Raw genomic sequence first — 6,274 nt, 5'->3', positions numbered from 1 at the left:
TCGAGGGCTTATCCTAAAACACACCCCAAACAAGGGGAGTAAGAACACAACCAGCTAACTTTACATTCGCATCCGGTTTTCAATGTGCAAACGAAACGCACGATAAAGAAACCGCTGAATGACGCTGCAGGCTGCAGCGTCATTCAGCGGTTTTTTGTCTTATGGCGAAGAAAGCTGGAAGCTCGAATAATCGGCGGCGCAGGGCGGAAATCTAAACAGGCGGTTTTGAAATCCGCAGAATCCGCCGACATGAGCCGGCAACTGACGAGGTGAGCGTCCGTGAATTATGTTTGTTACCATTGCAAGCGGCCGTCCGAGACCGCCCACACGTTTACCGTGTACGGCAAGGACGGTGCGGAAGAACGATTCGAGGTTTTATGCGATGAATGCCATAGCGACTGGCTCCTCTCGCTCAAGGGCTAGCTCGCAGTCTGCGCCGTAGTGAAAGACCACAATTTCAAGGGAGGTATTACGAGTTGAAGAACAAAGCGCTGTCGCTGATCGGTGTTATCGGCCTGTCCGCGATGCTTATTGCCGGCTGCGGCACAAACGACGACAACGGCGGCACCAATGGGAATAACGGGAACGGCAACCGGAACGGAAACACGGTGGGCACCCGCTCCATCGAGGGAGGCCGCAACTATGGCCGCGGCAATACCAACGGTCAATTCGATGCGCGGAACAGAACGGGCGATGCCGAGGACGACGCACGCGGCCGTTTAGGAACGCTGGGCAACGATGCCCGGGACCGAATGGGGAATCTGGGCAATGACGTGCAAGGCTTGGGGGAATCCGGCTTCGGTGTCAGAGGCTTGGCCGATCAGCTCGGTCTGGCGGATAACGATAACGGCAACGGCGGCCGTCGCAGCGGAACGTCTCCGAACGGTGACGATGCGGGTTCCCGTAATGGCGTGGGCGGCTTCGGTACGAACAATACCGGCAATTACTACACGGGCGACGACGCAGGCAACGATGGGATATTCGGGGGCGACACCAATCGTTCGGGCATCGTCGGCTACGGCACGAACGGCACAACCGACCTGTACGGCACGGCGCGTACCGGAGGGGGACAGAACGGTTCAGGTGCGTTCGTCGGACTGATGATCGGCAATACCGTTGTGGTGGCGGACAACCGTAACGGAAATCAGGGCGGAAGCGAGCAACGCATCGGCAACGGCGGCGGAATGACCGGACAAGCGAACGGCTCCGCCGGCCTGACCGGTCAAGCCGGTCATTCGGGCAGCCAATCGAATAAAGCGAACGGCAACGGCACACGCATTTGGAAGGTGACCGATCGAGAGGCCATCGCCGCGCTGAACCGGATCCAACGGAATATGAACGGGTCAAACCCGAAGGCGAAGGCCAGCGAGATTGCGCGGGATATCGGGTATGTTTTGAAGCATGTGAAGCCTGCCGATCAAGGCGGCAGGAGGGCCGGGATGGGCGGAAATGCCGGGATGGGCGGCGCAGGACGTTAACGGCGGGCCTGCCGCAGCCCGCAGATCTTTACCATGAAGGGAGCTGCCGACGATGCTGAAACTTCTGCTTAAGTGGCTGCTCAACGGCGCTATCGTTGTTGCCTTCCTTATCTATTACGCGGATATTCCGTTCTGGTCTGCGGATCTGGCCGCTACTGGCCTGACGTTCATCGCTTATATCATCGGTGATCAGGTGCTGCTGCGCCATACGAACAACATCATCGCAACCCTCGCTGATTTTATGCTCGCGGCCGTCTATATAACTGTGCTGTCCTCTTTCCTCAATTGGAGGCAAAGCTGGGCCGAGATGCTATTCATCTCCGGCATCGTAGCCCTCTCGGAATGGGTACTGCACCGCTACGTGTTCAACGAAAAGCTGCAGATTGCATAAGCTGCATCACCTGCTCTATTGTTCGTATGAAGCTGCACCACGAAACAACCCCGGGTCTCGCGGGGTTGTTTTCTTTTCGCCATAAATAAATAGTCGTACAAGCCGATACCCGCGAATAGAGTGATACAGGCAGTTTTCGCTTTCATCTATCGACCGGGGAGGTTTGCTGCAATCGATGAGCATTTGGATCAGTTACGTATTATTGGGACTATCCTTGTCGGCTCCGATCGGGCCGATCAATGCAGCGCAGCTGGATACCGGCATCCGCAAAGGCTTTCTGCATGCTTGGCTAGTCGGTCTGGGCGCTCTGTCCGCCGATGCCCTGTACATGGTCTTGGTGTACATGGGAATCGTCCATTTCATCAACTTGCCCTTCATGAAAAGCTTCCTCTGGCTGTTCGGCTGCTTCGTTCTCGTCTATACCGGCATCGAAAGCTTGCTGGGAGCCCGCCACATCTCCGCCATGCGTTCGGAGGATGAAGACCGTTCGCGGCGCAAGTCGTTTTTGTCGGGCTTCTTCATGTCGCTGTCCAATCCGCTGACGATTCTGTTCTGGCTCGGCATTTACGGCTCGGTGTTGGCGGATACCGCCGCGAAATATGAGGGTTCACTTCTGGTGCTCTACAGTCTGGCGATTCTGGGCGGGGTGTGCGTGTGGGATGTGATGATGGCCGCCGTCGCCGGCTCGTTCCGCAAATGGATGACCGACCGGGTGCTCAAGATCATTTCGGTGCTCAGCGGCCTCTCGTTAATCGGGTTCGGCGCGCATTTTGGTCTTGAAGCGGTCCGTCTTCTGTTCGGGTGAACGGAAGCTCATGCCGATAATCTTCGGCTTCGGTCGGTCGGGCTTCTTGTTCATATGCCGCCAATGAGGCCGCATGAGCAGGGTAATGGAGCCGATCACCGCAAGAAAGCCGAAGCTGACGAAAAAGCCGGGGCGGCTCGTGGGATGGAAAAACGAACCGGTGACCGCCGTCATGATGATCGCCATGCCGACGAACCGTTTCACGCGCCCCCATCGGCTCAAGGCGAGCAGGCGGCCTGAGGTCAGCAGAATGAAGAACCAGTTGTAGAGGAGCATCAGACCCGCCGCGGTCGTCACGTATTCGTAGAGGCGTTCGGGCACCAGCAGCGAGAAAACCACGGACACGATCAGCCCGGCCGTCGTGAGACCGATAGCGGGGAGCGGACAATCGCGCAGCATCCGGACGGCGAGAAAACGCGGCGCGTCGCGGTCCTCCGCCAGTGTCACCAGCATTTTCGTAATGGCGAACAGCGAGGCGGTCATGGTGGAGAAACCGGCGATGATCAGCACGGCGTTGAAAATAGGAGGGACGAGCGGCAGGCGGTACGGATCCAGGGCCGAGAGGAATGGGCTTGTATCCGGGTGGAAAGTTGTCCACGGCACCAGCGTGATGGCAAGGATGATCGACGCGATATAAATCACCGCCAGGAGCAGCAGCATCATTTTCCCCGACTTGGGCGCGTCCTCGGGTCTTTGTAGTCGCAAGGCCGTCATGCCCATGATCTCAATGCCGCCGAAGGCGTAAAAAGCGAACAACAGCGACGCCCAGAGTCCCGTTGCGCCGTGGGGGACATATTCGCCGAACGAGACGGGGAGCTCGGGATTGTTTCCGCCGTCTCCGAACACGCCAAACAAAGCCGCGGTTCCGATAATGAGGAACATGACGATGGCTGAAATTTTGATCAAAGCGAACAGATTCTCGAACCGTTCGAAGCCCTTCGTGCCGAGGAGAACGATGATCAGCCCCAACGTTCCGTATCCTGCGGCGAATATCCAGAGCGGTACATTAGGAAACCAGAAACGGGAGAAAAGCGACAGCGCGGTCATCTGGCTTCCCATAATCAGCAGCTCGGCCGCCCAGTAGACCCAGCCGCTGCCGAATCCGGCCCAGCGGCCGTAGGCTTTCTTGGCATAGGAACGGAAAGAGCCTTCCAGCGGGTCGGCCGACGTCATTTTCGCCAACGCGTCAAACACGAGGTAGGTGCCGAAAGCGGCGAAGGCGAAGGCGATAACCGCTCCCGGACCGCCGAGGCGGATGGCCAGCCCCGAGCCGAGAAAATAGCCCGTTCCGATCGTAAACGCAACGCCCAGCAGGGACAGCTGCCACCACCGTAATTTGTCCTTCTCTCCGGTTCCGCGCATCCCGGCGGATCGGCCCTGAGAGGAGGCCGCTTCGTTGCTGTTCATGTTTTGCGCTCCGCTCCCATCTGATTGAATGTGGACTAACCGTAGGTTGGATGGGGGGAGCGGCAATTATGTACGAAGGATAAAAACCGCAGGATGAGCTAAACTAATCTCCGATTACAAGGAGGGATACCACCCATGAGCAGGCTTAACGAGTTCGTCGAAAATCATGAGCAGCTCGACACGATCAACGTTATTTTGAAGCATTACGGCGTGAGCGCGGAATTCGTCGCCGAGACGCTGACAGAAGGCTTCGCTGAGGACCAGGAGCTTCCCAAGGAGCTTGTCGAAGATTTGAAGCAGTTTAATGCGTCACTGTAAGATTGTGGACGGTCCGGCCGGTGAAGATCCAGCCGGCGCGCAGGCCGGGTCCGATCGGACAAGACAACGAACGTCCGGCCACGTGAAGCGCCGGCAAATAATGAAAGCCCCGTCCGCGGACAGGGGCTTTTCGAGGTTATCTCATGATGGAGCAGGGAATTACAAGTACGCACGGACTATGATAACGAGCAGGATGAATAGGACGAGTATAACGCCGGCGCTCGAGTATCCGTGTACGCAATGATAGCCGTAGCCGTGATGTCCCCAGCCCGCACCGAGATGCGCGCCGGCTCCCGCGTGCAAATCAACGTTCGCGTTCAGGCCTGTATGCAAACCTCCGCCGAAACCTGCCATGTTGGTCAACACTCCTTGTCATTTTTAGTTTAGGTGGTAGTCACGGTACATCTTATGTCCGATGTACGCAAATGCACTGTGCAAACACCTAAATGACCGGAGAATAGGCGGAAGCGCGATTTGGGCTTAGGTGTCGACGTGAAACATGAATGCGGGATGGCGGTAAAGCCGCACAAAGTGAGGGTCGGAAGTCAGGAACGTATCCAAATCTTCCGGCGTGAACAGACCGAAATCGTTTTTCAGCGCGTAGCCGGCGCCGTAGTAATAGCTGTTCCAAATCAGCTTGGAGCAATAGATGGATGTCCAGGGATCGTTCAAAGGGATCCTGGAAGAGAAGGAAAAGGGCGGGTACGACAGGCCCATTTTATAATTGTAGTCGCAGAACGAGTAATATTGGTACGCATAGCGGGCGGCGGAGAGGCCCATTGCGGGATTGACCGGACGGTAAACGGCGCATTTGGGATGGGCGCGGAAAAATTGAACGGTGCGCGCAAGCTGGACGTACGGAAACGAAATGACGGCCTCGACGATGTAGTCTCCATCGACCGCGATCGCGCTGTGCCCCAAGTAACCGTCAGGTACCGCCAGCTCATTATCGCAAGCGGTCAATATATCTCCGGCGCGCAATTCCAGCCTGGCTTCCCGCACCGCCTCGAATGATGCCGCCGGTTGCTCTTCACCCGGATACAGCATGATACAAACACCTGCCTTTGGCCTGTTGGAGAAGCTTCTGCCTGCGACTGCGAACGGAGCCTCTCGATAACAGCCTATTCCCCGAATGCGGCAAATAGACGTTGCGGGCTTACCACGGGAATACCCGAATGAAAGTTGCGCGAGAGGGGTAAAAACCGGTATAATCCCCCGATATTCCGCCCCAAGCTAATGAGGTGCGGATAACCGCGGTGCAAGCGCTTGACGATTGACAAAAAATCCGTATAATTAAGTTAAAGTCAAAGAAAGTCAAAGTCAAGCGGAAGGCGGGATACGGGTCTCCGCCGTTTTGCGGCATCTTTGGGGAGGTTGGTGATATGCGCAACATTTCCGATCTCATTGAGCAATATCTAAAGCAAATGCTTCAGGAAAGCTCCGAAGGGGCCGTTGAAATTCAGCGCAATGAGTTAGCCGACAGATTTTCTTGCGTGCCGTCGCAAATCAATTACGTGATCAGTACCCGTTTTACGCTGGAAAAGGGGTATGTCGTCGAGAGCAAGCGCGGAGGCGGCGGGTATATCCGGATTCAACGCGTCGATCTCCCGGCCCTTAAGGCGATTCATACGCACATTCATCAAACCATCGGTACCAGCATGGAGCAATTGGCTGCAGAGGGTCTCATCTATCAGCTGGAAGAAGCGGGCATTATCGACAAGCGGGAGGCGAGCCTTCTTCGGGCAGCCGTATCGCGTGACGTCATCGCGGTGAAACTCCCGCTGCGGGACGAGCTTCGAGCCCGGCTGCTGAAGGCTATGCTGATCGCATTGCTCGCCCGGCCGTAGCGTCCGATGTTTCTGCGAAAGGAGTGAT

The 6,274-nt window shown here is 56.6% G+C and carries 8 protein-coding genes; 5 read left to right on the top strand and 3 right to left on the bottom strand.

The features are described 5' to 3' along the window. Positions 1-476 precede the first annotated feature (476 nt). The 3 genes from RWM61_RS07040 to RWM61_RS07030 all read left to right on the top strand — a co-directional run bounded on the left by RWM61_RS07040 (position 477) and on the right by RWM61_RS07030 (position 2,674). Entirely contained in the window at positions 477-1,478 is a 1,002-nt protein-coding gene (locus RWM61_RS07040) for a hypothetical protein (protein WP_313998920.1), read from the top strand. Between the two features lie 52 nt (positions 1,479-1,530). Then, the gene (locus RWM61_RS07035) at positions 1,531-1,869 is read left to right on the top strand and encodes a DUF2512 family protein (RefSeq protein WP_313998918.1); all 339 of its coding nucleotides are present in this window, start codon (positions 1,531-1,533) and stop codon (positions 1,867-1,869) included. A gap of 175 nt (positions 1,870-2,044) precedes the next feature. Next, positions 2,045-2,674 (top strand): LysE family transporter, encoded by a 630-nt coding sequence (locus tag RWM61_RS07030; protein WP_313998915.1) that lies wholly within the window; start codon positions 2,045-2,047, stop codon positions 2,672-2,674. Here RWM61_RS07030 and RWM61_RS07025 read toward each other — a convergent pair. Next, entirely contained in the window at positions 2,618-4,081 is a 1,464-nt protein-coding gene (locus RWM61_RS07025) for an amino acid permease (RefSeq protein ID WP_313998913.1), read from the bottom strand. The genes RWM61_RS07030 and RWM61_RS07025 overlap by 57 nt on opposite strands. Positions 4,082-4,216: 135 nt before the next feature. Here RWM61_RS07025 and RWM61_RS07020 point away from each other — a divergent pair, with 135 nt between their 5' ends. Beyond that, complete coding sequence (locus RWM61_RS07020) at positions 4,217-4,399, top strand: hypothetical protein (RefSeq protein WP_313998911.1); 183 nt, start codon at positions 4,217-4,219, stop codon at positions 4,397-4,399. A gap of 159 nt (positions 4,400-4,558) precedes the next feature. On the opposite strand, the gene RWM61_RS07015 is transcribed toward RWM61_RS07020, so the two are convergent. Both RWM61_RS07015 and RWM61_RS07010 read right to left on the bottom strand, forming a co-directional pair. Then, positions 4,559-4,753, bottom strand: coding sequence for a hypothetical protein (locus RWM61_RS07015; RefSeq protein WP_313998910.1), 195 nt, complete (start codon positions 4,751-4,753; stop codon positions 4,559-4,561). 126 nt (positions 4,754-4,879) lie between these two features. Continuing rightward, the gene (locus RWM61_RS07010) at positions 4,880-5,446 is read right to left on the bottom strand and encodes a hypothetical protein (protein ID WP_313998908.1); all 567 of its coding nucleotides are present in this window, start codon (positions 5,444-5,446) and stop codon (positions 4,880-4,882) included. A 335-nt stretch (positions 5,447-5,781) separates the two neighbouring features. Here RWM61_RS07010 and RWM61_RS07005 point away from each other — a divergent pair, with 335 nt between their 5' ends. Further along, a complete protein-coding gene (locus RWM61_RS07005) occupies positions 5,782-6,246 on the top strand; it encodes a CtsR family transcriptional regulator (protein ID WP_313998906.1) in 465 nt (154 codons plus the stop codon). Positions 6,247-6,274: the final 28 nt, after the last annotated feature.

This window comes from uncultured Paenibacillus sp., assembly GCF_963515335.1.
Classification (GTDB): Bacteria; Bacillota; Bacilli; order Paenibacillales; family Paenibacillaceae; genus Paenibacillus_I.
Note: the sequence above shows the minus strand (reverse complement) of the source record. Positions and strands in the feature narration are given on the sequence as shown.